At 63.4% G+C, this 26,036-nt stretch carries 21 protein-coding genes, 1 pseudogene and 1 riboswitch; of the genes and pseudogenes, 10 read left to right on the top strand and 12 right to left on the bottom strand.

The genetic code is table 11. From position 1 onward, the window contains the following. Positions 1–116 precede the first annotated feature (116 nt). The 6 genes from ACZY0R_RS09830 to ACZY0R_RS09805 are packed head-to-tail and all read left to right on the top strand — an operon-like array spanning position 117 to position 8,300. Positions 117–1,052 (top strand): alpha/beta fold hydrolase, encoded by a 936-nt coding sequence (locus ACZY0R_RS09830; protein WP_488858178.1) that lies wholly within the window; start codon positions 117–119, stop codon positions 1,050–1,052. Continuing rightward, entirely contained in the window at positions 1,049–1,723 is a 675-nt protein-coding gene (locus ACZY0R_RS09825) for an alpha/beta fold hydrolase (RefSeq protein WP_488858177.1), read from the top strand. Before ACZY0R_RS09830 ends, ACZY0R_RS09825 begins: the two co-directional genes overlap by 4 nt. Further along, complete coding sequence (locus ACZY0R_RS09820) at positions 1,720–3,090, top strand: MFS transporter (protein ID WP_488858176.1); 1,371 nt, start codon at positions 1,720–1,722, stop codon at positions 3,088–3,090. Before ACZY0R_RS09825 ends, ACZY0R_RS09820 begins: the two co-directional genes overlap by 4 nt. A gap of 51 nt (positions 3,091–3,141) precedes the next feature. Then, entirely contained in the window at positions 3,142–4,899 is a 1,758-nt protein-coding gene (locus ACZY0R_RS09815) for a long-chain-fatty-acid--CoA ligase (RefSeq protein ID WP_488858175.1), read from the top strand. A 58-nt stretch (positions 4,900–4,957) separates the two neighbouring features. Then, positions 4,958–6,160 carry an acetyl-CoA C-acyltransferase gene (locus tag ACZY0R_RS09810; protein ID WP_488858174.1) on the top strand — a complete coding sequence of 401 codons (1,203 nt, stop codon included), beginning with the start codon at positions 4,958–4,960 and terminating at the stop codon, positions 6,158–6,160. A 58-nt stretch (positions 6,161–6,218) separates the two neighbouring features. Further along, positions 6,219–8,300 carry a 3-hydroxyacyl-CoA dehydrogenase NAD-binding domain-containing protein gene (locus tag ACZY0R_RS09805; protein ID WP_488858173.1) on the top strand — a complete coding sequence of 694 codons (2,082 nt, stop codon included), beginning with the start codon at positions 6,219–6,221 and terminating at the stop codon, positions 8,298–8,300. Between the two features lie 87 nt (positions 8,301–8,387). Here ACZY0R_RS09805 and ACZY0R_RS09800 read toward each other — a convergent pair whose 3' ends face one another. Then, positions 8,388–8,900: a 6,7-dimethyl-8-ribityllumazine synthase gene (locus ACZY0R_RS09800; protein ID WP_052685830.1), complete on the bottom strand. Its 513-nt coding sequence runs from the start codon at positions 8,898–8,900 to the stop codon at positions 8,388–8,390. A gap of 80 nt (positions 8,901–8,980) precedes the next feature. Then, positions 8,981–9,134, bottom strand: a riboswitch (FMN riboswitch). Between the two features lie 29 nt (positions 9,135–9,163). Then, complete coding sequence (locus ACZY0R_RS09795) at positions 9,164–9,349, bottom strand: hypothetical protein (RefSeq protein WP_488858172.1); 186 nt, start codon at positions 9,347–9,349, stop codon at positions 9,164–9,166. A gap of 222 nt (positions 9,350–9,571) precedes the next feature. Between ACZY0R_RS09795 and ACZY0R_RS09790 the strand changes: the two genes are divergently transcribed. Beyond that, positions 9,572–10,417, top strand: coding sequence for a hypothetical protein (locus tag ACZY0R_RS09790; RefSeq protein ID WP_488858171.1), 846 nt, complete (start codon positions 9,572–9,574; stop codon positions 10,415–10,417). A gap of 94 nt (positions 10,418–10,511) precedes the next feature. Here the strand turns inward: ACZY0R_RS09790 and ACZY0R_RS09785 are convergent, their stop codons facing one another. From ACZY0R_RS09785 to ACZY0R_RS09755, 7 genes are all read right to left on the bottom strand, one after another. Then, complete coding sequence (locus ACZY0R_RS09785; protein WP_488858170.1) at positions 10,512–10,934, bottom strand: VOC family protein; 423 nt, start codon at positions 10,932–10,934, stop codon at positions 10,512–10,514. A 133-nt stretch (positions 10,935–11,067) separates the two neighbouring features. Beyond that, positions 11,068–11,733: a dihydrofolate reductase family protein gene (locus ACZY0R_RS09780; RefSeq protein ID WP_488858169.1), complete on the bottom strand. Its 666-nt coding sequence runs from the start codon at positions 11,731–11,733 to the stop codon at positions 11,068–11,070. Between the two features lie 324 nt (positions 11,734–12,057). Beyond that, positions 12,058–13,458 (bottom strand): hypothetical protein, encoded by a 1,401-nt coding sequence (locus ACZY0R_RS09775; RefSeq protein WP_488858168.1) that lies wholly within the window; start codon positions 13,456–13,458, stop codon positions 12,058–12,060. 85 nt (positions 13,459–13,543) lie between these two features. Beyond that, positions 13,544–14,098 (bottom strand): glycine-rich domain-containing protein, encoded by a 555-nt coding sequence (locus ACZY0R_RS09770; RefSeq protein ID WP_488858167.1) that lies wholly within the window; start codon positions 14,096–14,098, stop codon positions 13,544–13,546. 50 nt (positions 14,099–14,148) lie between these two features. Beyond that, positions 14,149–17,535, bottom strand: a complete 3,387-nt coding sequence (locus ACZY0R_RS09765; protein ID WP_488858166.1) for a bifunctional diguanylate cyclase/phosphodiesterase — start codon at positions 17,533–17,535, stop codon at positions 14,149–14,151. A 688-nt stretch (positions 17,536–18,223) separates the two neighbouring features. Next, the gene (locus ACZY0R_RS09760) at positions 18,224–19,471 is read right to left on the bottom strand and encodes an epoxide hydrolase family protein (protein WP_488858165.1); all 1,248 of its coding nucleotides are present in this window, start codon (positions 19,469–19,471) and stop codon (positions 18,224–18,226) included. 113 nt (positions 19,472–19,584) lie between these two features. Continuing rightward, complete coding sequence (locus ACZY0R_RS09755) at positions 19,585–19,986, bottom strand: cupin domain-containing protein (protein ID WP_488858164.1); 402 nt, start codon at positions 19,984–19,986, stop codon at positions 19,585–19,587. 626 nt (positions 19,987–20,612) lie between these two features. On the opposite strand from ACZY0R_RS09755, the gene ACZY0R_RS09750 reads away from it, so the two are divergent. Next, entirely contained in the window at positions 20,613–20,759 is a 147-nt protein-coding gene (locus ACZY0R_RS09750) for a DUF6130 family protein (RefSeq protein WP_488858163.1), read from the top strand. Here ACZY0R_RS09750 and ACZY0R_RS09745 read toward each other — a convergent pair. From ACZY0R_RS09745 to ACZY0R_RS09735, 3 genes and pseudogenes are all read right to left on the bottom strand, one after another. Next, the gene (locus ACZY0R_RS09745; protein WP_488858162.1) at positions 20,713–21,267 is read right to left on the bottom strand and encodes a thioredoxin family protein; all 555 of its coding nucleotides are present in this window, start codon (positions 21,265–21,267) and stop codon (positions 20,713–20,715) included. The two genes, ACZY0R_RS09750 and ACZY0R_RS09745, sit on opposite strands and share 47 nt — an antisense overlap. A gap of 64 nt (positions 21,268–21,331) precedes the next feature. Next, the gene (locus ACZY0R_RS09740; protein WP_488858161.1) at positions 21,332–21,748 is read right to left on the bottom strand and encodes an organic hydroperoxide resistance protein; all 417 of its coding nucleotides are present in this window, start codon (positions 21,746–21,748) and stop codon (positions 21,332–21,334) included. Positions 21,749–21,955: 207 nt separating this feature from the next. Continuing rightward, positions 21,956–23,638, bottom strand: a pseudogene (locus tag ACZY0R_RS09735) (cytochrome c biogenesis protein DipZ); the annotation flags it as partial. Positions 23,639–23,839: 201 nt separating this feature from the next. Here ACZY0R_RS09735 and ACZY0R_RS09730 point away from each other — a divergent pair. Together ACZY0R_RS09730 and ACZY0R_RS09725 are read left to right on the top strand one after the other, a co-directional pair. Next, entirely contained in the window at positions 23,840–24,583 is a 744-nt protein-coding gene (locus ACZY0R_RS09730; protein WP_488858160.1) for a response regulator, read from the top strand. After that, entirely contained in the window at positions 24,580–25,893 is a 1,314-nt protein-coding gene (locus ACZY0R_RS09725; RefSeq protein ID WP_488858159.1) for a HAMP domain-containing sensor histidine kinase, read from the top strand. The genes ACZY0R_RS09730 and ACZY0R_RS09725 overlap by 4 nt, the downstream gene beginning before the upstream one ends. Positions 25,894–26,036 lie beyond the last annotated feature (143 nt).

The following is a 26,036-nucleotide window of genomic DNA, read 5'->3' as shown; positions in this document are numbered from 1 at the left end:
CCGCACTAGTATTCACAGACAGTGTGATAGGATTCCAAAAAAACATACCGCAAACACGAAACCGCCAAAAGCAACACACTGGCCTGTTCCCCGTGGCGCGCAACGAGGAGACAACAATGGAGGGTGAAGCCATCGGCGCGACGCGCCGTGCCGTCCCGGCCTTCCCTGGCACCCGCGCACCGGACCGCATGCGCACCGTCACTGCCGACGGCATCCGCATCGCTGTCCATGAATGGGGCGAGCCCGGCGCCACGCCCATCCTGCTGGTGCACGGCGCCCTGGATTTCGCGCGGACCTTCGACGCCTTCGCGCCACTGCTGGCCGATGGCGGCTACCGCGTGGTGTCCTACGACCAGCGTGGCCACGGAGATTCCGAGCATGCCGACCTGTACAGCTGGGTTGCCGACGAGCGCGACCTGCTTGCCGTGGCCGACTCGGTCACACGCGAGCCGCTGATTGCGATCGGACACAGCAAGGGCGGCTCCTTGCTGGTCCACGCGATCCAGGCGCTGCCGCATCGCTTCACCCGCTTCGTGGCTATCGACGGCCTGCCCTTCCGCAACCCGCACGCGGACAGCGCGGTGCGTGAGAAGAAGTCGATGACCGCCCCCATCATCACGCGCTGGCTCGATACGCGCAGGCAGAGCGCGAGCCTCCTGCGTAAGCCCGGCACGTTGGAGGAACTGGCGCAACGGCGTGCCCGGATGAATCCGCGGCTGAGCCTGGCATGGCTGCGCTACCTGGCATCGCTGGGCGCGCGGCAGGATGCGGACGGCTGGCGCTGGAAGCTCGACCCCGTGATCGGCGCCTCCGGCTTCGGCCCCATGCGGGCGCGCTGGATGACCGACCGCCTGCCCGGCTTCCCCATTCCCATGCTGGCCATTTTCGGCACCGAACGCGAACCCATGGGATGGGATGCCACCGCCGCCGACCTGGCGCCGTATTTCCCGCCCACGACCCAGGTCCATGTGATGCGCGACACCGGGCACTTCATCCATATCGAGCAGCCGCGCGAGACCGCGGACCTCATCCTGCGCTTTCTACGCTCATGACCGTCTACCTGCGCCACAACCGCCTGCGCCTCGCCCTACATCCGCTCAAGTCCGGCAGCGGTCCAGCGCTGCTGCTGCTGCACGGACTGGGCGAACGCGCGCCGCAGGCTCTGCCGCCGGAGTACGCGGCATGGCCCGGCCCGGTACACGCGCTGGATTTCACTGGCCACGGGCTGTCAGACATACCGCGTGGCGGCGGCTACAGTTGCGAGTTCCTGATGGCTGACGCGGATGTCGCACTGGCGCACCTGGGCCCGTCGACCGTGGCCGGACGCGGTCTTGGCGGCTATATCGCCTTGCTGCTTGCCGGCGCGCGGCCGGACCAGGTGCGCGGCGCCATCCTGCGCGACGGTCCTGGGCTTGCAGGTGGCGGCACCGCCGCGCGCAATCCGTATATCCCGGTGGTCGACACCACGCGAACCGGTCCGCCAGACCCTTACGCCATTGCCGACCTGGCTACCGACGTGCGCCCGCCCAGCTATGCCGCCAACTACGCGATGCTGGCGTCGCAGCACTCGGAGACGCCGCAGCCGATCTCGGTCTGTACCCGTGAGCGCCCGGACTGGCTGAAAGCGGTGACCGAGCTGCTTTCGCTGGAGCCGGTGGAACTGGACCAGGCGCTGCATCGATATGCATCGCTGGCGGCCACGCGTGGAGGCTCGCCGGCATGAAAGCGGACTGCGCGTCAGAAGCCGCCGCGGTGGCGGTGGCCATGGGCGCCGGAGCGGCCCTGCATGAAACGCACGCCCCCGGCGTGCAGCACAAACTGGCGGAACACCATTTCCGCGCTCACGTGCAACAGCACCTGCCGCGCAACGCCCAGGCCTACCTGATCCACGGCATGCTGGGCATGACCGGATTCCGGCTGGTGACCGCCCCCACCTTCGTGCCGGCGTACATCTACCTGCTGTCCGGCTCCAAGCTGGTGGGGGGATGCGTGCTGTACGCGCAGTACGCGGGCATGGCGATGTCCTCCATCTGGGGCGCGACGCAGATCGAGCATCGCCAGCGTGTGATGCCGCTGATCTACCTGGTGGGATGGCTGGTCCGCCTGCGGATCCTCGGCCTGGGCCTGTCCGCCTTCCTGCTCTCCGGTGACGGGGCGCTGACCGCTGCCGCCGTGTTCCTGCTGCTGTTCGGCCTGTTCAACGGCGTCCAGAACGTCACCTTCAATTACCTGACCTCGAAGATCATCCCGCTGGAGCGCCGGGGCATGCTGAGCGCGCTCCGCAATTTCCTCGGCGGCCTGATCGCGGCGGCGGTGGCTTATCTCGGCGGGCGCTTCCTCGTTGGCGGCAATGTGTTCGGCAATGGCTATGCCACCACCTTCCTGGCCGCGTTCGTCCTCACCAGCCTGGGCATCTCCGCGCTGACGCGGATGCGCGAGCCGGTATTGCACGATGTACGGTCGCAGTCCGGCTTTCGCCAGCGCATCCGCGAGGTTCCTGCCCTGCTGCGCGCGGACAAGCACTATGTGCGCTTCTTCGTCGCCCGGGCGCTGGTGGCGTTCAGCATGATGGCGGTGCCGTTCTACGCCATCTACGTCGGCAGCCATCTCCCGCTGTCCGGCGCCACGCTGGGCTACCTGAGCATTGCCTACCTGCTGGCGCAGACCACCAGCAACCTCGCCTGGGGCCGCATCGCCGACCGCTACGGCTATCGCCTGGTTTTCCTGGGCAGCATCGGCCTCTGGGCCGTGTCGACCGCCGCGCTGCTGCTCTGCGATGGGCTGGGCGCATTCCTGCTGGTCTTCTGCGGACTGGGCGCCGGCTTCGGTGGCTACCTCCTGTCCGCGGACAATTTCGCCCTGGAGTTCGGCAACCGGCGCGACCGCCCCATGCTGCTGGCCGTCTCCGACACCGCCACCTACACCATGATGGCGTGCGGTCCGGTCCTCGGCGGGCTGCTGGCACAGGGCGTGCGCTTCTCGCTGGTATTCGTTGCCGCCATCGCGGTCATGGGCATTGCCTTCGCGCTTGCCCTGCGGGTGGAAGAGCCACGCCGCCGGCCGCGGGCGGTGCGCGAGGGGAGCGCGTAGCGGGACATCGCATCAAGATCGCCAGAATCGCAGAAATCGCCAGGAGACAAGATGGAATTCAGAACCTATCCGGAGTTCAGCACCCACTACCCGCTTCTGCTCACGACCATCATGAAGCGGCCGGTGCGGATGTACCCTAACGAAACCGGCGTTGTCTACCGCAACCCGGCCACCGGGGAGTACTTCCGCTTTTCCTGGATGCAGTGGTACCGGCGCGTGGCGCAGCTTGCCAACGGACTGAGCGGCGAACTGAAGGCGCGGGCCGGCACGCCCGGCGAGCCTGGCGACCGCATCGCAACGATGGCGCTCAACACGCATCGCCACCTGGAGCTGTACTACGGCGTGACGGGCATCGGTGCCACGCTGCACCCGATCAATGTCCGGCTCTCGCCGCAGCACATCGTCTACACGATCCGGCACGCGGGAGACAAGATCCTCTTTGTCGACGACACCCTGATGCCCCTGCTGGAGGGCATCTACGACCAGATCAGGGACGTGGTCGAGACGGTGGTCTATATGTCTGACACGCCGGGGCTGCCGCAGACGCGAATCCCCGGCATCATCGATTACGAGACGCTGCTCGCCCGCCAGGCCGATACCTTCGACTGGCCCGCGCTGCACGAGGACGTCAACGCCACGCTGTGCTACACCACCGGCACCACCGGCCAGCCGAAAGGCGCGACGTTTACGCACCGCCAGTTGTACCTGCTGACGATCCACATGATGGCGCAGCTCGCCATCGGCAACACGCCGGACCACGATATCGCCGATGGCCTGGGCACGCGCCTGGGCGAAGGCGCGGTGCCGCTGCTGAACACGCCTATGTTCCACATCCACGGCTGGGGCCAGCCGTTCGTCGCGGTCTACAGCGCGCAGAAGATCGTGCTGCACGGCACCTTCACCGTACAGGGCTTCTGCGAACTGGTGGAACGCGAGAAAGTGACTTCGGTCGGCATTGTTGCGACCATCGCGGCCATGCTGCTCGATTATCCGGACCTCGGCAAATATGACCTCAGCAGCCTGGTGCGCGTCAGCGTTGGCGGCGGCGCGCTGCCGCTCGGACTCAAGCGCAAGCTGGAAGCCCTGATCCCCACCTTCCGCATGAGCTCCGGCTACGGCATGACGGAGACCGCGCCCACCATCGTCGGCTCGTTCATCAAGAAGACCATGGTGCACCTGGAGCGCGACGAGACCGATGCCGTGCTCGTCAAGTCCGGCCTGCCGATCCTCGGCGTGGAGGTGGAGGTCGTGGACCAGCAAGGCAAGCCGGTGCCGCAGGACGACCAGACCGTCGGCGAGATCGTCGTGCGCGCGCCCTGGACGACCGAGCAGTACTACCGCAATCCCGAGAAGAGCGCCGAGCTCTGGCAGGACGGCTGGCTGCACACCGGCGACATCGCCAAGGTGGATGCCGAAGGCTATATCACCATCGCCGACCGCATGAAGGACGTGATCCGCAGCGGCGCGGAAATGGTGCCCACGGTGCTGCTGGAAAACCTGATCGCGATGGCGGACTTCGTCCACGAAGCCACGGTGGTCGGCGTGCCCGATCCGCTATGGGGCGAGAAGCCCATGGCGCTGGTCAGCGTGCGCGCGGGCTACGAGGCCACCGAGGACAGCGTCATCGAATTCCTGAAGGTGCATGGCGTGGCTACCGGCAAGATCACCAAGTGGATGTTGCCCAAGCTCGTGGCCATCACGCGGGACATCCCGAAGACCAGCGTAGGCAAATACAACAAGAAGCAGATCCGCGACGACCTGGAGAGATTCCTCGCCATCGCCAGGGATGTGTCCGATCGTCATGAATGAGCATTGAATAGTGCATTAAATAATGCATTCCCAGACATCAACGCACAGGAGACTTCAAATGCGTGAAGCAGTCATCGTATCCACAGCGCGTACGCCGATCGGCAAAGCCCATCGCGGCGCATTCAACAACACCCAGGCGCAGGAGCTTGGCGCCCACGCCATCTCGCATGCCGTGCGGCGCGCCGGCATCGACCCGGCCGAGGTTGCCGACGTCATCCTGGGTTGCGCGGTCCAGCAAGGCTCAACGGGCGGCAACATCGCGCGCCAGGCACTGTTGCGCGCCGGCCTTCCCGTCACCGTGCCGGGCATGTCGATGGACCGGCAGTGCGCATCCGGGCTGATGGCAATCGCCACCGCGGCCAAGCAAATCATCGTCGACGGCATGCAGGTGACGGTGGGCGGCGGGCTGGAATCGATCTCGCTGGTGCAGAACGACAAGATCAACCGCTACCGGGCGCAGGACCCGCAACTGGACCAGACGCTGCCGCAGATCTACATGACGATGCTGGAAACCGCCGAGATCGTGGCGCAGCGCTACGGCGTAAGCCGGGAGGCCCAGGATGCCTATTCCCTGCAATCGCAGCAACGCACCGCCGTCGCCCAGGAAGCCGGCCGCTTTGACGCCGAGATCGTGCCGATGACGGCGACGATGCTGGTCACGGACAAGGCGACCGGCGCGGTCAGCGAGAAGCAGGTCACGCTCGCCAGGGATGAAGGCAATCGCCCAGGTACCACGCTGGCCGACCTGCAGGCGCTCAAGCCCGTGTTCAAGAACGGGCAGCGCGTCGCGGAAGGCGCATTTATCACCGCCGGCAACGCGTCGCAGCTGTCCGACGGCGCATCGGCCATGGTGCTGATGGAAGCGAAGGAAGCGGAACGCCGCGGCCTGCAGCCGCTGGGCACCTATCGCGGCATGGCCGTGGCCGGCTGCGATCCGGACGAGATGGGCATTGGCCCGGTCTTCGCGATCCCCAAGCTGCTCAAACAGCACGGCCTGTCCATGGGCGACATCGGCATCTGGGAACTGAACGAAGCCTTTGCCAGCCAGGTACTGCATATCCGCGACACGCTTGGCATCCCGGACGAGCGCCTGAACGTATCGGGCGGCGCGATCTCCATCGGCCATCCCTATGGCATGTCCGGCGCGCGCATGAGCGGCCACCTGCTGCTCGAAGGCAAGCGCCGCGGCGCGAAGTTCGGGGTGGTGACGATGTGCATCGGTGGCGGCATGGGCGCCGCCGGCCTGTTCGAAATCTTCTAGGGACGGCGGAAGCCGCCGGTATCAAGTCACCTACGCAGACCTATTGGAGCCAACCCACATGACAGCCGTCAACCCCGTCGCCGATCTCACCATTGAAGGCGACATCGCCGTCCTTACGCTCAACTCCCCTCCGGTCAACGCCTTGTCGGCCGCCGTGCGCACCGGCATCCTGGAGGGCGTCGGGCTCGCCATCGCCGACAGCAAGGTCAAGGGCATTGTCCTGACCTGCGCCGGCAAGACCTTTATCGCCGGCGCGGACATCACCGAGTTCGGCAAGCCGCCGTCCGGCCCGTCGCTGGCCGACGTGCAGGCCGCGATCGAGAACTCGCCCAAGCCCGTGGTCGCGGCTATCCACGGCACCGCGCTCGGCGGCGGGCTGGAAGTCGCGCTGGTCTGCCACTACCGCGTGGCGGCCAGATCCGCCAAATGCGGCCTGCCCGAAGTCAATCTGGGGCTGCTGCCCGGCGCCGGCGGCACGCAGCGCCTGCCCCGCATCGTCGGACCCGCCAAGGCGCTGGAGATGGTGACGTCCGGCATGCACGTCGGGGCCGCCGCGGCTGCCGAGATGGGGCTGTTCGACCTGGTCACGGACGACGCCGCGCTGCGCGCCGACGCCATTGCCTTCGTCAAGCGCATCAACGCCGAGCAAAGGCCGCTGCGCAAGGTGCGCGACCTCAATGAGAAAGTGGAAGCCGCTTGCGGCAGGCCCGAGCTGTTCGCCGAGTTCCGCAAGGCCAACGCCCGCAAGTTCCGCGGGTTCGAAGCGCCCGAGTACAACATCCGCTGCATCGAGGCCGCGGTCAACCTGCCGTTCGACGAAGGCATGAAGGTGGAGCGCAAGCTCTTCCTCGAACTGATGAACGGCACGCAATCGGCCGCGCAGCGCTACTACTTCTTCGCCTCGCGCCAGGTCTGGAACCTGCCCGATATCCCCGCGGATACCCCCACCATCGACGTAAGGAAGGTCGGCATCATCGGCGCCGGCACCATGGGCGGCGGCATTGCCATGAACATGCTCAACGCCGGCATTCCCGTCGTCATCGTGGAAACCGCGCAGGAAGCGCTGGATCGCGGCGTGCGCACCATCCGCGCCAACTACGACAACACGGCAAAGAAGGGCCGCATCACGGCCGCCGATGTGGACAAGCGCATGGCGCTGCTGACCCCCACGCTGGATCTCGGCCAGTTGGCCGACGCCGACCTGGTGATCGAAGCCGTCTATGAAAACATGGACGTGAAGAAGGACATCTTCGGCAAGCTCGACAAGATCGCCAAGCCCGGCGCGATCCTTGCCACCAACACGTCCGCGCTCGACGTCAACGAGATCGCCTCCGCCACGTCGCGCCCGGAATCCGTGATCGGCCTGCATTTCTTCTCGCCAGCCAACGTCATGAAGCTGCTGGAAGTGGTGCGCGGGGACAAGACGTCCAGGCCCGTGATCCGTACTTCCATGGAACTGGCGCGCAAGATCGGCAAGATCGCCGCGCTGGTCGGCGTGTGCCCGGGCTTCGTCGGCAACCGCATGCTCGCGCAGCGTCAGCGCGAAGCGCAGAAGCTGGTGCTGGAAGGCGCGCTGCCATGGGATATCGACCGCGTGCTCTACAACTTCGGCTTCCCGATGGGACCGTTCGCCATGAGCGACCTGGCCGGCCTGGACCTCGGCTGGATCCGCGAGAAGAGCAGCAGCTCGACGCTGCGTGAAATCCTGTGCGAGATGGACCGCCGCGGCCAGAAAACCGGCGCGGGCTATTACGACTACGACGAGAAGCGCAACGCGAAACCCTCGCCCGTGGTCGAGCAGATCATCCGCGACTTCGCCGCTAAACAGGGGAAGACGAGCCGGATCGTCCCGGAGCAGGAAATCCTCGAGCGCTGCGTCTACACGATGATCAACGAAGGCGCGAAGATCCTCGAGGAAGGCAAGGCCATCCGCGCGTCGGACATCGACGTGGTGTGGGTCAACGGATATGGCTGGCCAGTGTATCGCGGCGGTCCGATGTGCTATGCCGACACCATTGGCCTGGACAAGGTACTGGCCACGCTGAGGCGCTTCGAATCCACGCTTGGCCCGGATTTCAGGCCGGCGAAACTGTTGGTGGACCTGGTCGCGCAGGGGAAGAAATTCAGCGACCTGAAGTAAAAGCGGGCCAGCCGGGTGCTACCCGGTGATGTCATTGCCCGGCCAGCGCGGCGCCGCCGTGCTGGCCGGGCAAAGTCATGTGCGCAGTTAGGCTACCAGCTTGCCAAGGCTTTCAACGGTCTTGACGCAGGCCTGGGCCGCTTCCTTGCCTTTCACCACGAAATGCTCGCTGAAGAAGCGGCGATGCTCTTCGTGCTCGTGGAAATCCTTCGGCGTGAGCACCGCCGACAGGACCGGCACTTCGGTGTCCAGCTGCACGCGCATCAGTCCGCTGATGACGGCATCGGCAACGAACTCATGGCGGTAGATGCCGCCATCGACCACAAAGGCGCTCGCCACAATGGCAGCGTATCGCCCGGTAGCGGCCAGTTTGCTCGCGTGCAAGGGAATCTCGAATGCGCCGGGGACCTCGAACACATCGATCACATCGCGGGAAATGCCTTGCGCGGCCATTTCCGCGAGGAAGGCATCGCGTGCGCGATGGACGATATCGGCATGCCACTGGGCATGGATAAACGCAAAGCGGGTAGCGGCGGGAGTGTGCTGCGGGTGAGACAGGCCGGCAGCGGATTGTTGAAACGAGGAGTAGGGCTGATTCATGGGTTGCCTTTTAGCAGGGGTTACCAGAATCAGGGCGCACGAGCCCGCGCCCCCGCCAGTTCCGGGCAGAGGCATGAACGTCGCGATTCTCTTTCATCCGGACTATGACCGTCGGCTTCGGAATCACACCGAATCTGCTGACCCCGGCCTTGGGAAAGCCGGGCGCTCGCGGGCTTATGCGAATCAATCGCCATCACCGCCGGTGGGGACTTTCACCCCGCCCTGAGAACGCTGCTGCGGGCCTTGGCCCGCAGCGCAGAGGATTATACGCCGGGAATGCGGAACGGGTTTTCGCCGGAACGGACCAGTCCGGTCGCCGCAAAAGGTCTCGGCGCCAGTCGAATCAGGCGGCACTGCCGGGACGAGACACCCGGCGCCGGGATGGCCGATAGCGCAAACGCTTCCTTGATCGCACCCTGCGCCGCAGCCGGACGGCCGGCGATCGTCATGATGGTGCATGCGCATAGGACGGATCCCGCACTCCCCTTGTCGCACAGAAATGTGACTCATAAGGCTCAGTTGCCATGCCGTGCGGCCAAAGATATCGACGGCCGACCGCCGCGCGAAACGTGTGGCACCGCACGTGCGACGGCCCTGAAGCTGTAGCACAATGCAAACCTCATCCAGGTTGAACCTCAGGGTCGAAGTCCCCACTTCCATGAGGAGACACGATGAACAGGATCATGGGCCGCCTGGCCATTCTCGTCACATTGGGTCTTTGCTCCGCTCAAGGCGCGCAGGCGTCTGACATCGTTTGCAAGGCAGCCCACCGGGGCGCCTCGGCCAGTTGCGAAGACACGGTGGCAGGCGGGCAGCGATGCGCGAAGAAAACGAGCGATCGTCACCCACGAGCGGAGACTCTGATCTGCGATTATGCACTCCTCTCCATAGGATACGACCGCATCTACGCCGAGCAGCAGAGGCTGCTGCGGAATGGCGCAATTCGCCAGGCGGATATTGTTGCGTGGCGCAAAAAGCGCGACGCCTGCGATTCCGTGAACTGCATGGACGATGTCTTCGCGCAATGGCACAGGTACGCCGCGCAGAGGAAGTCCACGCGAGTCGCCGCTCAGCCGAAGGAGCGCGTCGCCATCCCGCTTCCGGCAAAGCCGCAGAATATTGAGGCGCGCAGCAAGCCAAGCCGTGGCGAAATCGCAGCGTCCTTGCCGCCCAGGCAGAATCCGCTAGCGCCGGCTCCGCTAATCGTGACGCAACGCAGCACGGAACAGGCCGTGCGCGCCCCCACGACCGACACTTCGCTGCGGAATTTGCCGGCAAGGGCTCCGGTAACGCCAGTCGCAAGCAAGCCATCTCCTGTCACCAGAGGCTCGTTTGGCGCGCTGGCTTGCGCAGGCGTGATCGGCATGGGCCTGGCCTACCGGCGGACGCGCAAACGGCACGGCGGCTTCGCGAGAGAGCACGAACCACCCGCGCCCGTACCGGCGGCCAGACTCGTCGTGTATGCGCTGATCGCCCTCAATTTGCTGCTTCTGCTCTTGGCGCTGGCGCCGGCATAGAAAATCATGCGTGCCGGGGCTGGTTCATGACGCGCGCAGCCCCACAAGCGCGCGCCATTGGCACATACACTGGCCCTACGCGTCATCAGCCACTTCAGAACGGCAGCGGTTCTCCGTTGACGATCCACGGAGTGCCAAACTTGTCGGTCAGCATGCCCCAGCGCCTGGCCCAGAAGGCCGGTTGCATGGGCATGGTCACCTGCCCGCCGCCGGCAAGGGCAGCAAAGACCTGCTCCGCTTCCGCGGTAGTCGCGTAGTCGACGGCGATGGACACACCTTTGATGCCCTCATAGGGCAGGTGCCCTGGACAATCTCCCCCGAAAAGCGTGCCACCGCCAGGCAGCACGAGCCGTGCATGCAGGATGCGATGGGCGAACTCCTTCGGGATCTGGTCGGCCATGGGCGAATCGGCGCCACTCATCAGCACTTCGAGCTTGCCATGGAGGGCTTGCTCGTAAAAGCGCATGGCTTCGGCGCAATTGCCGTTGAAGGAGAGGTATGCGATGGCTTGGGTCATGTGGATTCCTTTCGCTGTTAGCTTGGCAATCACAGGGCCGAACCGGCCGTCCCTGTACTGGCACGACGAGGGGACAGCCCGCGGATCGACAGGACTTGCCCTCTTGTTACAAACTTCCCGGACGCCGGACCGGTCACGCCACAGGTTCCGCGGCGGCCCGCCGCGTCAGAACGGCATGCATCGCCATCGGCGTTCCCACATGCTCGGTGCATTCGTAGCCCAGGCCTTTGAGATCGATACCGGTCAGCAGGGACTCTCCGGCGCCCAGCACGGCCGGCACCATGGCCAGGTGCACCTCATCCACCAGGCCGGCGCGCAGATACTGCCGCACGCTCGCTACGCCTCCGCCAAGCCGTACGTCTCGCCCGCCTGCCGCGTCCCGCGCCCGCTTCAGCGCATCATGGATACCTTCGGTGACGAAATGAAAGGTTGTGCCGCCCTCCATCGAGACCGATTCGCGGGGATGGTGGGTCAACACGAAGACCTCGGTGTGGTAAGGCGGATTGGGTCCCCACCATCCTTTCCAGAGATCGTCGGACCATGGACCACGGACAGGACCGAACATATTGCGACCGATAATCCAGGCACCGACGTTGCTGAATCCGCGCGCCGCAAAATCGTCATCCACCCCCGTCGTACCGCCATCGCCGCCGAACATGTGCTGGAACGTGCGCGTGGCGATGGCCCATTCATGCAACGCAGTGCCTCCCACGCCAAGCGGATCCGCCAGGCTCTGGCTTGGGCCTGCGGCGTAGCCATCGATGGATACCGCAAAGCAGTGAACTCTCAACCTGGACATACCGTGCCTCTCCGTGAATGCCATGTCTTTTTGGCGGACCAGCGTTCCGGCCCGGCCTGCGGATCGCAACGCGCGCCGCTTCAAAGCTTAGACGACGGAGCGCACGCGGTATCGACAGGCGATATGAAAAATATCCTCTCCCTCCGTGTTCCTGATCGCCCCTTGCATCGCACACCGGCATCGCCCCGTTTTCTGCAGATATAAGCGAAATCTAAAACGTATCGGCCGGGTGGCGCGCTTGCTGGCCCGATGATCCTGGTCGACGATGTTGTTTAGCTCCCGGCCTCCAGTGAGAATTGGCAGCAGAAGGAATGCCACGCGGGGCTACTTGTTGAGTGGCGTGCTTTCTTCCAGCTTGGAGTAGCCATGCGCTTCGATTACTGCAGGCGCCACAACGATGTACCCCAGTGATCTCAGTAGCGTCACCGCTTCAATTTCAGCGTCGGTGTGAGGCGCTCGTTTCGAAGACGCTGCGAAGGTTGTGGCGGATCTCGGCGTTGCATCGACCGCGAGCTCGCGGGGATGGCCGTCCTGGTTGCTGGCAACGAGCTCGCAGCGCTGCACATTGGGTCTCCAGGTGACCTCCACCGCAGTACAGAATTTGCCGGTGAACAGCCCCAATTGCATGCTTGCTTTCAGCCATGCCACGAAGGACTCACGAGATACAGGCTGATATCCTTGCAGCACGATTTCAAGATTCTTCTGCGGCAAGCCTTCCGTTTTGGGGGAAGGCTCTTCCAGCAGTGAGAGCTGCAGCGCGACGCGCTCGCGGTCAGCTTCCTGGTAAATCAGGCATTCCGCGTCAACCACGCCTTCGCGCAGCAGTTCGCACAGCAATGCCCAGCCCCTGGGATTCTTCTCAATGCAGCCTTCCAGGCCAGGGTCCAGGCTCGCTAGAATGGTCGCCATCGATTCGTGCCTGCCAGACGTGACTTCCACTGCGAAGGAACCGGCATTGCGTGACGGGTTAGCCCGGCGGTGGAGAATCTGCAGGGACTCGTCCTTGTATTCCTCGATCTCGGCAAGGGTCTCGGCGGCTTGGATCCAGGCGTAGTTCTCGATATTTTCAGCAAGCTTTCGCGCGGCCCTGGCCATGTCATAGGCGAGAATGCCAACATAGCTCTTGCACGCGGCGCATTGGCACTGGAGACGCCCGTAATGCAGAAATCCGGCATACACCCGTTCCTGATGCCCGCAATGATCGCATTCGAGTGCAAAGCCGCCCTGGCGCGACGGGCGCTGACTGGCAAGTAGCCCATCAACCTGGTATCGCGCCGGGTGATCGCAACACGGGCAGTCCCAGATGATTTTGTGCGACCCATCGCGCGCCGCCACCCTGCCAAACTGACGCTCCAGCGCACTGCGCGGAATGCCCTGCGCCCGTCCGAGCACGTCGGCTGAGTAGCGCCAGTAGAAGTAGGAGTGAGCGGCATCTGCCACCTCGGGTCCGTGCTCGCGCAACTCGTGCAGCACGCGTGGTGTGTGCCGAATCCGTTCGGAGAGGCTATCGACCATGAGGGATCTGCCAGGAACAAGCGCCTCCAGGGCCTGGCGGCTCTGCTCGACAAAGGCCGGCACATGAACGCGACGGATGGTGTCTTCGTCCTTGAGCCAGCGCGAATGTCCCGGCAGCGCGTTAAGCGCATCGATGGCTTCCTTGAGTTCCGCTATCGGTGGGCAGGCCAGGAAAGTAAACGGCTTGCTGAACAGCAATGCATCTATCATCGCATCGTCTCCGGCAGAACGGCGCCCCACCCGGGCGTGGGCGGGGTGCCGCGAAAGCGCCTGCGGTCAGTTGGCTCGGCGCGTCTCAACTGGCCCCGCTGCCTCTACACGCCCGCCCGCCCATCGCTAAAAGTGGGTGCCGGTGGGTGGGCCCGGAGGTTATCGCGCAGTACGCCGCCTTGGCGTCTGTCTGCGCGGAGCCCTGCGTGGGCTTCCCCTCGTCCGTAACCGCACAGTAGGCCGCCGTCGTCGGTCTCAAGCCAAATTCGCGCGCACCAAGCCGTGCGCTTGCCTCGGCGAGCGCGCGCAGGCGGGCTTCATCCGGTGGTCCATCAATACCGACGTAGGGGTCATGATGCAGTACATGGCCAAAGATGCGCTCACAGTCGCTTGCATAGCGCCTGGTATCGACGATATGGGCATGCCAGAATGCGTCCACCTGTTCGCTGGGTACGACCGGTGCGCCGGGGTACTTTGCCGCGAGTTTGAGAAACCTGCGGTAACCGGCCTCGGCTTCGACCAGGCTTTCGGGGCTCCAACGGGCTGGCTTGCCATGTAGAAGCTTGGTTTTGATCCTCGAGAAATCGAGCGCATCGATTGCTTGCCATGACCGTTCAATCGATTTTTGCTGCACTGTCATGATGTGGTTCCTCCTATTGTTGACGCTGGAGCACGCGCCGGATTCCAGAATCAGGCGCGCATCGGCTGCGGTCCCTGCTCAGGCAGCAGACCGTGCACGGTATGGCCGGCGAGGAACGCGGTGACGTCCTCGGCCGGAATAGCGCGGCTAAAGTAGTAGCCCTGGACTTCGTCACAGCCCTCACGACGAAGAAAATCCAGTTGAGCCTCGTTCTCGACGCCTTCGGCCACGACCTCCAGCGCCATCTGATGTCCCAGCCCGATAATTGCGCTCGTGATTTGCGCATCACTCCTGCTGTCGGGCAGAAAGCGTATGAACGAGCGGTCGATCTTCACCGTGTCAATCGGGAAACGGCTCAGGTAGGCGAGTGAGGAGTAGCCGGTGCCGAAATCGTCAATGGCCAGCCGTACCCCGGTTCGCTTCAGGCGCGACAGCCAGCGCGCCGCTTGCTCGGCATCGCGCATTACCATGCTTTCTGTCAGTTCAAGTTCGAGCAGATATCCTGGCAAGCCGGCTTGCCTGAGGGCATCGAGAACGACCCTCCTCAGGTCCTTGTCGGCAAATTGCCGTGCGGACAGGTTGACCGAGACGCGTAGCGGCGCAATGCCGTCGGCAAGCCATTGCGCATTCTGCCGGCAGGCCTCACGCAGTACCCACGCGCCAATCTGTACGATGGCGCCGCATTCCTCCGCAACCGGAATGAAGTCAGCTGGCATCACCAGGCCGAGTTTCGGATGGTGCCATCGAACCAGGGCTTCCACGCCCGTACAGGCATTGGTGTCCAGCGAGATGCGTGGCTGGTAGTGCAACACGAACTCATTGCGCTCGAGTGCGCCGCGCAGATGCGATTCCATGTCGATGCGATTCTGCAGGGACACGCTCATCTCGCGCACATAGTATTGGAAGCCGTTCTTACCGAGTTGCTTGGCGGCATACATGGCGAGATCAGCATGCTTTAGCAGAGTCTGCGCGTCATCGCCATCTTCGGGAAAGGAGCTGACGCCGATGCTCGCCGTCATCTGCAGTTCCTTGCCATTGACCACAAAGCCCGAGGCGAGTGCGGCCTGAATACGCTTGATGATGCGGTGCAGAAGGGAAAAGTCGTCGATTGGCTCGACCAGTACGACAAACTCGTCGCCACCGAGCCGGGCAATCAGGTTGGCTTCGCCAAGCGTGGCGCTAAAGCGATCTGCCACGGCACGCAGCAGGACGTCGCCTGCGTTGTGGCCCATTGTGTCGTTGACCCTCTTGAACTGGTCCAGGTCGACAAAGAGAATGTCGATACGGTGTTGACGGGAGCGAGAACGAGCGAGGCTGCTCTCGAGATGATTCTTGAACATCAGCCGGTTGGGCAGACCGGTGAGCACATCGTGATTGGCAAAAAAACGTAGGGTCTCCTCGGCTTGGCGACGCAGCAGGAAGTGCCCGGCGTGACTAGCTATCGCGCTAGCCATGGCAAGCGCATATGGATCGCGTGGACGCTTGGTGCGCGAATACAACTCCACCAGTCCAAGCGTGGTCGTGCCCTTGCGCAGTGGGAAAGCAAATACAGTTCGGACGCTCCCGTCGGCCAGCCAGCGATGCTGAGGCAAACGCGCAATGGCACTGCGGCTCGCATACCAATGCGGTTCCCTCAGTACGTCCCCCTGATCTGCCTGTGGGCCGACCGGCCGCCGTGCCAGCCAGGCTTGCAGTTCGTGCTCTCTGGCCTGGAGAACCGGCGCAAGCGTCAAGCCACGTCCCGCGTCCGAAGGCCAGAACGCACCCGCCTCCCATTCCATTCCTGCGACCAGGGTGCGAACGATCTTTTCCAGGACTTCGGCTTCGCTGGACACGGTCGCGAGATGCAAGGCAACCAGATGCTCCTGCGCGCGAGCCTGCTCGATGAGCTTTCGCTGCGTGATGTCTTGCGCGGTGCCGCGCAGGACGGCGGTACCCGGTGGGCCATGCGCGTGGCCGATCAGATGAAGCCAACCCATGCGTCCACGTGACGAGCGGTAGGGGCATTCGAGCTCGAAAGGGACGCGCTCACGCAAGGCGGTTTGCATCCTCTGCCACAACACGCCGCGGAAGCGAGGATCGGCTGCGCCTAGCAGTGTGTCTGGTGTGGGATCCGGCACTCGCGCACCGAGCAGCCGGGCCATCTCGCGGGAGAAATAGGCGGCATTGCGCTCAAGGTCGAGACGCCAATCCCCCAGGTGCGCGATCCGCTGCGCCTGGGCAAGGCCCTCTTGACTCTCGCGCAGGCTGTGCGTCATGCCATCGGCCACCGCCAGGGCACGTGAACGGGAACTGGATAGCGCGTAGGCCAGCCCAGCCAACAGTGCGGTAATGATCAGCCCGGCCCCAAGCACCACACTCTTCAGGTAGCGTTGCGGGCCCGCCATGGCCTGGGCGTCGGCGGAGAAAACAATGAGCCAACGCCGCCCTCCGAACGCCTGTGTCGCCTCCTTGCGCAGGAAGGAGCGATCGTCCGATGCGCTCGCCTGCTGGAGTGCGGAATGCCCGTCGCCGACGACAAGCCGTGCCGTGCTGGCACGGCTTGTCGCCTTGGCACTGGCGGGGGTGGCCGTCAAGGCGCCGGCGCTGTTGTACAGCAGAGTCGCCGGGGACGGCGGTACTGGCTCGCCATTGAGTTTTCCGGCGTCGTACAGTTCAAAACGGGTCCCGTACAAGCGCTCGTTGCCGCCGATCTCCCCGAGCAGGCCGCTGATTCGTATCCCGGCTCCAACGGAACCGATATAGGCACGGCGGCGCTGCTCCACTGAATCGAGAGGCTGGCCCTTTCTGTAGACAGGAAGGCGCAAGGCAATGCCGACGTGAGGACCTTTGGCTTCGCTGAAGATCAGGCGCCCGCTGCTCACTGCCTGCCCACTGTCACGGGCTCTTTCCAGGGCGGCCAGGCGCCCCGGGTCAGCACCTATGTCGATGCCGACCGACGTCAAATTGTTGTGGAGCGGCTCGACATAAGTCAACACGAAATAGGCTGGCCGCTCCCCTGCAGGGTGGATGGAGAACGCGACTCCGGCGTCGCGCAGGACCGGGTCCTTGCGCTGGCTGGTGACAAAGCTTGCCAGCGCGGAGGCCGGCACATAAGGCGCGTAGTTTAGCGTCTGGAACCCGGGGTAGCGTTGCTCCAGGTTGAGGCCGTTGACAAAGTCGCGGAATTCCTCCCGCGAGATATCATCACTGGCGCCGAAGAGCGCCTGCATGGTTACCAGGACGTCGGTGTAGAGCCGGATACGCGTATCGATCTGCTGGACAATATCGTCGGTGTCGCTCTTGAATCGCAGGCGCGCATCCTTCTCCAGCAGGTCTGTGTAGAGCGAATGCACGACGATCGTGCTAAGCAGGCCAAGCAGCAGCGCGCCGAGTGTAATGGCGGTCGTACTGACGCGTCCGAACGGACGCAGCAATTGCGTCAGTAGCTTGCGCACACGATATCCCCCCGGAACGTGACGTGTGAACTGCAGACCTGAGCGATCAAGCGGCGATGGTGTCAACAGGCTACTGCAGGGCCGCCGCCGCCGGGGCGCGCGGATTTGCGCAGCGTTGTTTTACCTGTCTCTACAACGTTAACCCAAATTGGAGCAGGGGCAAGGCCGAATTCGGTTGCGGAGCCCCCACTTACGTGGGGGGTGCTCTATATGCTTAGTCAAGCATGAGGGACGGAAAGGATGCCGCCGCGCGGCGTGGCGAACAATTCGCCGGCTCGGCCGGCCGAGGGCAGCGAGCGGCGCACCGAATATCTGCTGACGAAAAGGCGAGGCGCTCTATCCGGTGCTCATTGCACTGATCCAATGGGGCGATGCGTGGTGCGGACTCAAGACGCCAAGACGTATCGTCGAGGACAGTACTGGCCGGCGCATCGAAGCCGTAGGAGTTCGCGTGGGTCCACGCACGCTTGGATTGCGCGACATGCGTTTCGAACCCGCCGAGTGGGCAACGGCGAATACCGCAGGGATAGTCAAGGCCCGTAACCGGGCCGGGAAGGGGTGAAGTGCGGCTGGCAGTACAGCCACTTTACCCGACAATGCATGCCGTTGTACCTTCCCGATGGCGAACTCATTGCCGCGCGCGCCTGCTCGGTCAGTTGATCGGGACGGGCGGCACCATGGTACTTGCTCAGCGCAGGGACCGGAACGCGGAACGTACTTCGATACTGAACAATTCTGGCTCTTCCCATGCTGCGAAGTGACCGCCCTTGTCCACGCGGTTGTAGTAGATGAGGTTCTGATAAGCGCGTGCCACCCAGTGCCTTGGCGGCCGGTAGACCTCGCCTGGGAAGATGGTTACCGCCACGGGGATGGTGATGGACGCTGTGCTGGCAGTGGTAGCACCGGCTTCCCAGTAGATCCGCCCGCTTGAGGTTCCGGTATCCGTCAGCCAGTAGAGCGTGATGTTGTCGAGGATTGCGTCGCGTCCTAATGCTCGCTCAGGGTCGCCACGCGTGAATACCCAGTCAGCCTGCTTGTCATAGATCCATGCTGCCAGCCCCACCGGCGAATCGGCCAGGCTGTATCCGATGGTTTGCGGTCGCGTTTGCATGATAGAGGCGTATCCGAATCCCTTATTGAGGAATTCCCTGGCCTGGTCGAACACCTGCCTTTCTTCGGGGTCCAGGTTCGCCGGCGCGGGATCCCCGCTTCTGAGCACCTTTGCAACTTCTGGTGGCAAGGTCGTGGCGCGCTCGATCCGGTTGACGTGGATGCCGAGAAGCCCCTCCGGCGCCAGGCGACCAAGCGCATCGGAGATGACGGCACCCCAGTCCTCGCCCTGTGAAACGTAGCGCGTATAGCCGAGCCGCTTCATCAGGACGTCCCAGGCGCGCGCAATGCGCTCGGGATTCCAGCCTTTGCCAGTTGGCTTTTGTGAAAAGCCAAAGCCGGGAATCGACGGAATGACCAGATGGAAAGCATCGTTGGCGGTGCCGCCGTGTGCTGTGGGATCGGTCAACGGGCCGATGACATTGAGCAATTCAAAGACCGACCCTGGCCAGCCGTGGGTCATGATGAGCGGCAGCGCGTTCGGATGGCGAGAGTGCACGTGAATGAAATGAACGTCCAGACCGTCGATGTTCGTCAGGAACTGGGGATAGGCATTGAGTTTTGCCTCGGCCTTTCGCCAGTCGTAGCCTGTTGCCCAGTAGCCCACGAGCGCCTGAAGCTTTGCAAGCTGTGTGCCCTCGGATCGATCGCTGACCGTTTCCGCATCGGGCCAGCGCGTTGCGGCCAGGCGACGGTGCAGATCTGCGAGCGCGGCTTGGGGAACATGCGCGCGGAACGGGTGAATCGCGTCCGTCATGACGGGATGCCCGGCATTGGCCTGCGCGGCAGCAGACAGGACCGGGTGGAACATGGGGAGCGCTGCCATTGCCACGCCGCCCATTAGCAACGTTCGGCGTGACAGGTTGGGTGGCGGGTTCGATGCGTGTGTGTTCAAGAGGATGTCACCTTTGCCTTCCGTAGTGGATCCAGACCGAGTGCTCATTTGGCCGGCACCAGCAGTGGTGCCCCCTTCTTCACGATGTAGGTTGCCAGTTCCGATGCCTTGCCGCTGCCGACATTCCTCGCCGAGTGGGCGGTTCCAGCCGGGATGAACAGGGAATCACCAGCCGTGAGCGTGACAGGCGGGTTGTCGCCGAGCTGGTATTCCAGCGCCCCCTGCAATACATGGGCAATCTCTTCGCCCGGATGCGAATGCTTCGGCGCGAACGCGCCAGGATCGAAGTCAACGCGTACCTGAATGCCCTCGCGATCCGGCACGCTGAGATCGTGCTGGACGAGATCTGTGCGATGGACGTCCGCCGTTAGTGCTTGAGCCGCCTGCAGCATCAAAGCGCTGCCCATGAAGAGCATAGCCGCAGCAATGATTTTGGTCGATTTCATCTAGAGATTCCTTCGTCTTGATAAGATGGGGGAGATTCCGTTACAGCCACGATCGTCCCGGTGAATCGCCGGTCGTGTCGGGCAATTTGTTTTGGCTTGTTTCTAATCCCGGTGCGATAGACAGGCCGCTGATCCAAAGAAAAAGTTGCCCATTGTTCTCTCAGCGTTAATGGCAAAACGCTCTGCTCGAAATCATGATCTATATCGAACTCGCGCGTCGTATTCGTTTTGTTCAGAGCAGTCTGCGTGTCATCTGCCGCGTCATTTCTGGTGTTGGTTTTTCGGTATCGAGTCGAATGCATAGACTTCGAATTCATTACCCAACGTTGAAGCAATATCCTGCCAGGCGTAAATCGCTTCGGGTAAGCCTATGCAGGCGGTGCCGTTTCTTCCTCGCATTGTGGACAACATCCGCCTGAGTTGGATATCTGGAGGATGGCCATGTATCTCTTCTGTAACGATCAACAGGCCAGAACGTACCATCACGTATCCAGAACCGCGCTGGATACATTCCCATACAAGAATGCTGCGTAATTGACATCGCTCGGGGCTAATCTGTACCTACGCGCGAGGCCGAAACAGGCCCGGCGCCGGGGCAATCCATGTTGCGAAAATGAAAAAACACCATGCCCTCCTACCCTCCGGCGATTCTTCCGCTCGAATCGGAGCCGGCTGCAAAACTGATCCCGTACCCGCCGCTGGCGGAACTGCTGGCCCGCTCTCGCATCAGGCTGGCTGCGACGGCTTGCGCTCCGCCAGGAGTTTCTGAATGACAGCCTCCGTCTCGGCATAGCTGCCTTCGCCGAAGTGTTGGTAGACGATGCGGCCGTCGGCGTCGATCAGGTACAGGGCGGGCCAGTACTCATTGCGGAATGCCGACCACGTGCCGTACCCGTTGTCCTGCGCTACCGGATAGCGGACGTCAAGGCGCCTGAGTGCGGCCTGCACGTTGGCCGTCGATTTCTCGAAGGCGTATTCGGGCGTGTGCACGCCCACAACGACCAGGCCCCGGTCCTTGTACTTCTCGTACCACTGCTTGACGTGGGGCAGCGTGTTGATGCAGTTCACGCAGGAGTACGTCCAGAAGTCCACCAGCACTACCTTGCCGCGCAAGGCCTGCATGGACAGTGGTGGCGAGTTCAGCCATTGTTTGATGCCAGTGAACTCGGGCGCGGCACCGCCGTTAGCCGGCGTCGCACCGAAGGTGCGCGCACCGGTCCCAATGAAATAAATTGCGCCGATGACCAAGGCCACCAGGGCGGCGCGTAGATACGTGCGCATGGTTCGGGTACGTGAAAGGTTGCAAAGGATGGCCTGCGAGGCGATGCAAGCAGGCCAATGCATGTCAGGCCACGTTCAACTCGACGTGGATGTTGCCGCGCGTCGCCTTGGAGTACGGACAGAGCTGGTGCGCGGCTTCCACCACCGCTTGCGCCACCTCACGGTCCAGGCCCGGCAGGCTGACATTCAGGCGGGCCTGCAGGAAGTACGCGTCGTCTGTTGTGCCCAGGTCCACTTCGGTATTGAGTGCGAGGTCCGCCGGAAGCCTGATCTTCATCTGGCTGGCTGCACGGCCCATCGCGCCAATAAAGCAGGCGGACCAGCCTGCGGCAAACAACTGCTCCGGGTTCGTGCCGTGGCCGTTGCTGCCCGGGGGTGACAGTTTCAGGTTCAGGCGGTCGTCGTCACTGTGGGCTTGGCCATCGCGGCCACCGGTAACGCGGACCTTTCCGGTGTAAAGCACATTTTCGATACGGATCATGATGGATCTCCTTGAATTGAGATTAGGTTCGATTGGGCGTCCAGGTGACTTCGCCCTTGTCTGGCGGCGGGGTCACGCTATCCATTGAAGAAAACCGATGTATCCCCCACGTAGCCCGAAACATCCATTCTGTCTGGGCATGTATCCCGCTTGCCGCCAGATACAAAGGCATACAAAAATCCAGCGCCCGGGGACAGGTTCCAGGCCGCCCGTGACGGCACCGTTGCCGGCCGCATTGATATCAGCGCCGTGGCTGTCACCGGGAGCCTTGCCATCGATCATCACCTCGAAGCGCACTGCACGGCCATCGACTGCCGGACCGAGCACAAGATTCAGATCGCGCGCGTGAAAGCGATAGACGACGCTGCCGACCGCGCGATCGAGCCTGGCTCGCTCGGCACCAACCGTCCATTGGCCCGGCAAGCCCCATTGGTTCAGGCTCAGGCTGCCGACGCTGTATCGGCGCGGCGCGTCTTGCCGCATGCCGCCCGGCGAGGCAAAGTTCGAGGCCTGGTTGTAGCCGATGTAGGTTTCGGCGGAGCGGATGTTGCTCAGATCCGGTGCAGCCTGTGCGCCGGACGCATCGGGCGATACCACGCCACGCGCCACCGACGTATTGCCGGCTTCTGCCAGCAGCGACTGGATGACGCGTTCGGAGTTGGCGTAATCGCCCTCACCAAACTGATGATGGCGGATGTTGCCGTGGGCATCGACAAAGTAAGCGGCCGGCCAGTAGCTGTTATGGAATGCGCTCCAGATGCGGTAATCGCTGTCGACGGCGACGGGGAAACCGATGCGGAAATCGGCGATCGCGCGGCGGACGTTTTCGGGCTTCTTCTCGAAGGCGAACTCGGGTGTGTGCACGCCGATCACCGTCAGGCCCTGGTCCTTGTACTTGTCAGCCCATGCTCGCAGGTACGGCAGGGTGCGAATGCAGTTGATGCAGGATTATGTCCAGAAGTAGACCAGCGTGACCTTGCCCCGCGACTGCTCGCCCGACAATGGTGGAGAATTGATCCATTGCACCGCACCATCGAGCGCGGGCAGGCGGCCCTCCACGGGCAAGCGGCTCGGACGATCGACTTGTGCAGCGTAGGCGGCTGGCAGCAAGCTGGCATCGCGGTCGGCAACTTTGGTGGCTTGCGGGGCGGACCGCCTCATGCCCAACCCGTCGATCAGCACTTGCTCCAGCCGCACCGGCCCGGTCGCAGACAAGCGTGCCAGCAGGCCAGTGTCTGCGCCGAGCCCGATGATGGCCACGCCGCCGATCACACTCGCCCCCATGCCGCGGCGCAGCCATTGTCCGACACCCATGGATCGCTTCATTGTCGCGAGCAGGCGGCCGCCGATACCGAGCGCAGCGGCCAGCGAGGTAGCGGCGCCCGCAGCATAGGCAGCCAGCAACAGCGCGCTCGACACGCTTGCGCCCTTGAGCGCCACGCCGGTCAGGACAAGGCCGAGGATCGGGCCTGCGCACGGCGCCCACAGCATGCCGGTGGCAACGCCGAGCAGCAGCGACCCCATCGGGGACGGTTGCGTGGACGAGGCAGGCATGGCAGCGCCGCTGGCTGCCAGCCGGTTGCCGAGCGCCACTGCCGGCCGCGCGAGCAGATCCGCCAGCTTCGGGCAGAGCAGGGAGAACCCGAAGACCGCCAGCAATACCAGAGCGGCCAGTCTCCCGTATTCGTTGACGCGCACTGCCCAGGCGCCACCGGCCGAGACCAGCGTGGCAAATCCGGCAAAGGTCAGTGCCATGCCGGTGAGCATCGGCAACTTGCCGCGCAGGAACGGCTGGCCGGTGCGGCTGAGCACGAACGGTAGGACGGGCAGGATGCACGGACTCAGGATCGTCAGCACGCCACCCAGATAGGCGAGTATCAGCAGGCTCATGATCGGTTTCCTCCGCAAGGGTCGGGCTTGCGTCAATGAAAGACCATGGGCGTTTCTGGCGTGTATCGCCGAAGGCAGGGTTATGTATCGAACCGTATAAAGGCCACCGCAACATGCATTGCGATATACTCACGGCTCGCGACGTCACACCGTAGAAGCGGCAAATGGCCGTTCTCTTTCAATTGTGCCGAGGTGACACCAATGGATACCCACGTCGACCAGATCCTGATCGTCGATGACGACCGGGAAATCCGGGAACTGGTTTCGACCTACCTCACGAAGAACGGCCTGCGTGTGACCGTGTCGCCGGATGGCAGGCATATGCGGTCCTTCCTGGCGGCCAACACGGTCGACCTGATCGTACTCGATGTGATGCTCCCCGGCGATGATGGCCTGGTACTGTGCCGCGAACTGCGCGCCGGCAAGCACAAGGCCACGCCGATACTGATGCTCACCGCGCGCGACGACGAGACCGACCGCATCCTCGGTCTTGAAATGGGCGCCGACGATTATCTGGCCAAGCCTTTTGCAGCGCGGGAGTTGCTAGCGCGCATCAAGGCCGTGCTGCGCCGCACCCGGATGCTGCCGCCCAACCTGCAGATCTCCGAGGCCGGGCAGATGCTGGCGTTCGGCGACTGGCAACTTGATACCACCGCGCGGCACCTGATTGATCGGGAAGGCACCATTGTCGCGCTCAGCGGTGCCGAATACCGCCTGCTGCGCGTATTCGTCGACCACCCGATGCGGGTGTTCAATCGCGACCAGTTGCTCAGCCTCACGCAGGGCCGCGAGGCGGACATGTTCGAGCGGTCGGTCGATTTGCTGGTCAGCCGCCTGCGCCAGCGCCTCAATGATGACGCACGCGATCCGGCCTATATCAAGACCGTGCGCAGCGAGGGCTATGTATTTTCCAAGCCCGTGGAGATCAAGGAGGAGCGTCAGTGACCGCGCGCGCCTTACCCTGGCCCCGGTCGCTGGGATCACGGCTCTTCCTAGTCCTGCTTGCCGGTCTGATCGTCGCCTATGCGCTGTCGTTTGCGGTGGTGTTTTCCGAACGGTACATGACCGCGCGCAAAGTCATGCTTGGCACGCTGGAAAACGACGTCTCCACCGCCATCGCCATTTTGGACCGCCTGCCGGCGACGGAGCGGCCGGAGTGGCTGCCGCGCCTCAATCGTGGCAACTATCAGTACATACTGGGCCCGGGTTCGCCCGGGGTGCCCGAGATGACGCAGCGTGGCAAGGATATCGCCGCGCGGATCACCGAAGCGAGTGCCGGCCGCTTTCAAGTCCGTGTGGAGTCAGCCCCAGCCGGGGGCAAGCAACTGCAAGCGCACCTGACACTGAGTGACGGCAATCCGCTGACCATTGATGTCCATCCGCGCACGCTGCCCATCGCGCAGTGGTTGCCGTATGTGCTGGTGATCCAGTTGCTGCTGCTGATCCTGTGCTGCTGGTTTGCGGTGCGTTTGTCGATCCGTCCGGTAGTTGCGCTGGCAGAAGCTGCTGACGCGCTCAACCCCAATGCGGAGACACCGCCGCTTGACGAAACAGGGCCGACTGAACTCGCGCGCGCCGCCCACGCATTCAATGCCATGCGCGAGCGCATCGCCCGGTTCGTCCAGGAACGCGTGCAGATCCTGGCCGCCATCTCTCATGACCTGCAGACGCCCATCACGCGCATGAAGCTGCGCGCCGAGATTGCCGAGGACTCCGACGAGAAGCGCAAGCTCGTGCATGACCTGGCGGAAATTGAAACGCTTGTGCGCGAAGGCCTGGCATATGCGCGCACCGCCCATGGCGACGGCGAAAAGCAGTCGCGCATCGATATCGGATCGTTCATCGAAAGCCTGGCATACGATTATCAGGATACCGGCAAGGCCGTGACAGTCCTGCAGGGCGTTGGCGGCGCCATCATGACGCGTCCTCAAGCGTTGCGCCGCGTACTGACCAATCTGATCGACAACGCGATCAAGTATGGCGGAGCGGCAGAATTGTGCGTGCGCCGGGACGGAGGCGCCGTGGTGATCGAAGTGCTCGATCAAGGCCCCGGCATTCCGGAGGACAAGCTCGAAGCGGTGCTGCAGCCGTTTGTCCGGCTCGAGAATTCACGCAGCCGGGAGACTGGCGGTACCGGGCTTGGGCTGGCGATTGCCCAGCAGCTTGCAATTGCCATCGGCGGCTCGCTTGCGCTACATAACCGTGATGGCGGGGGCCTGGTGGCGGTAGTCAGGCTCGCCCAGTCCGCCAACTAACCCGCTTTCCATATCCCGTCACATTTGCCGCGGCATAATTGTGATTCATTTGCCACAATTTCACTTGAACGGCCTGCGCCGCGTCCATGCATCGCATGGCGTGTGAACGGCCGGACTCCGCTGCCATACGATTTTTGTACGCG

The organism is Cupriavidus sp. F041 (assembly GCF_057814235.1).
Note: the sequence above shows the minus strand (reverse complement) of the source record. Positions and strands in the feature narration are given on the sequence as shown.

What these genes read in the sequence shown, in the direction of transcription:
- ACZY0R_RS09830 (WP_488858178.1), top strand. Translation starts at nt 117, where the DNA reads ATGGAGGGTGAAGCCATCGGCGCGACGCGCCGTGCCGTCCCGGCCTTC.
- ACZY0R_RS09825 (WP_488858177.1), top strand. Translation starts at nt 1,049, where the DNA reads ATGACCGTCTACCTGCGCCACAACCGCCTGCGCCTCGCCCTACATCCG.
- ACZY0R_RS09820 (WP_488858176.1), top strand. Translation starts at nt 1,720, where the DNA reads ATGAAAGCGGACTGCGCGTCAGAAGCCGCCGCGGTGGCGGTGGCCATG.
- ACZY0R_RS09815 (WP_488858175.1), top strand. Translation starts at nt 3,142, where the DNA reads ATGGAATTCAGAACCTATCCGGAGTTCAGCACCCACTACCCGCTTCTG.
- ACZY0R_RS09810 (WP_488858174.1), top strand. Translation starts at nt 4,958, where the DNA reads ATGCGTGAAGCAGTCATCGTATCCACAGCGCGTACGCCGATCGGCAAA.
- ACZY0R_RS09805 (WP_488858173.1), top strand. Translation starts at nt 6,219, where the DNA reads ATGACAGCCGTCAACCCCGTCGCCGATCTCACCATTGAAGGCGACATC.
- ACZY0R_RS09800 (WP_052685830.1), bottom strand. Translation starts at nt 8,900, where the DNA reads ATGAATCAGCCCTACTCCTCGTTTCAACAATCCGCTGCCGGCCTGTCT.
- ACZY0R_RS09795 (WP_488858172.1), bottom strand. Translation starts at nt 9,349, where the DNA reads ATGACGATCGCCGGCCGTCCGGCTGCGGCGCAGGGTGCGATCAAGGAA.
- ACZY0R_RS09790 (WP_488858171.1), top strand. Translation starts at nt 9,572, where the DNA reads ATGAACAGGATCATGGGCCGCCTGGCCATTCTCGTCACATTGGGTCTT.
- ACZY0R_RS09785 (WP_488858170.1), bottom strand. Translation starts at nt 10,934, where the DNA reads ATGACCCAAGCCATCGCATACCTCTCCTTCAACGGCAATTGCGCCGAA.
- ACZY0R_RS09780 (WP_488858169.1), bottom strand. Translation starts at nt 11,733, where the DNA reads ATGTCCAGGTTGAGAGTTCACTGCTTTGCGGTATCCATCGATGGCTAC.
- ACZY0R_RS09775 (WP_488858168.1), bottom strand. Translation starts at nt 13,458, where the DNA reads ATGATAGATGCATTGCTGTTCAGCAAGCCGTTTACTTTCCTGGCCTGC.
- ACZY0R_RS09770 (WP_488858167.1), bottom strand. Translation starts at nt 14,098, where the DNA reads ATGACAGTGCAGCAAAAATCGATTGAACGGTCATGGCAAGCAATCGAT.
- ACZY0R_RS09760 (WP_488858165.1), bottom strand. Translation starts at nt 19,471, where the DNA reads ATGGCAGCGCTCCCCATGTTCCACCCGGTCCTGTCTGCTGCCGCGCAG.
- ACZY0R_RS09755 (WP_488858164.1), bottom strand. Translation starts at nt 19,986, where the DNA reads ATGAAATCGACCAAAATCATTGCTGCGGCTATGCTCTTCATGGGCAGC.
- ACZY0R_RS09750 (WP_488858163.1), top strand. Translation starts at nt 20,613, where the DNA reads ATGCCCTCCTACCCTCCGGCGATTCTTCCGCTCGAATCGGAGCCGGCT.
- ACZY0R_RS09745 (WP_488858162.1), bottom strand. Translation starts at nt 21,267, where the DNA reads ATGCGCACGTATCTACGCGCCGCCCTGGTGGCCTTGGTCATCGGCGCA.
- ACZY0R_RS09740 (WP_488858161.1), bottom strand. Translation starts at nt 21,748, where the DNA reads ATGATCCGTATCGAAAATGTGCTTTACACCGGAAAGGTCCGCGTTACC.
- ACZY0R_RS09730 (WP_488858160.1), top strand. Translation starts at nt 23,840, where the DNA reads ATGGATACCCACGTCGACCAGATCCTGATCGTCGATGACGACCGGGAA.